Genomic DNA, 880 nt, shown 5'->3' on the forward strand with positions numbered 1-880 from the left:
CATTAGGGGTGTTCGGCGGATCTGGGTGCAGAGCCACGATTTCCAGGCGCCAGGATTGCATGAAAAGGCCGGTTTTGTGCGTGTAGCTGAGTTTGCAGATTGGCCGGAGGGACACTCCAACGTTATTCTCTGCAGAACCCTGGAAGCCACGACGGCAACTCCATGACCACCATTTAGCGCAGGTAGCTGACGCGGACGCACTACCCGATATCGAACAGTCGGAGGGTGACGCTTACCGCGAAGTTGCGGAGCTGGCCTGGATTGCCGATGACGAAAACCAGACCGTCGAGCGTCACCGTGAACTTATCGCCAAGGGCACGTGCTGGGTAGCGGTGGAGCAGGATGGCCGGACGGTCGCATTCCTGAGCGCGGAGATCCAGGACGACACATTGCACATCTGGGAACTAGCTGCGCGCCTTGACCGACAACGCTCAGGTATCGGACGCGCCTTGCTCGAAAAAGCAATCACAGATGCGAGGGAGCGCCGCCTTGTTGCGATCACCCTGACAACGTTTCGGGATGTGATCTGGAACGCGCCTTTCTATCAGAAGCTGGGCTTTCAGGTGCTGGGCGAGACGCATGCGGGAGACCGGCTTCGTCAAATACTGCGTCGGGAGATCGAACACGGGATGCCGGCAAGCAGGCGCTGCGCCATGCGCCTCATTCTCGGCTAGACGGAAATTGGCTAAAGTGATGGACAAAACCCTTGCTCTGGCAATGCCCGAATTTCGACCGGCTCTGATCGGCTGAGCTGGAAGGTTGATATCGCAGGCTAAAGAGCGTTGAAAAGCTGGCTCGGGCGGACCAATTTACATTGCGAAGAAGATTTTTCGCTATCCGGGAATAAAACGCCGCCCGCCCTGGTCTTCCATGCATACGC

Annotated in this window: 1 protein-coding gene; it reads left to right on the forward strand. The window is 57.6% G+C overall.

Going from position 1 to position 880, the window contains the following annotated elements:
• The first annotated feature begins 92 nt into the window (after nt 1-92).
• Nucleotides 93-674, forward strand: coding sequence for a GNAT family N-acetyltransferase (locus EN925_RS37745; protein WP_198032098.1), 582 nt, complete (start codon nt 93-95; stop codon nt 672-674).
• The last annotated feature ends 206 nt before the right edge of the window (nt 675-880 follow it).

The sequence above is a fragment of the Mesorhizobium sp. M7A.F.Ca.US.006.04.2.1 genome (assembly GCF_004022915.1).
Classification (GTDB): domain Bacteria; phylum Pseudomonadota; class Alphaproteobacteria; order Rhizobiales; family Rhizobiaceae; genus Mesorhizobium; species Mesorhizobium ciceri.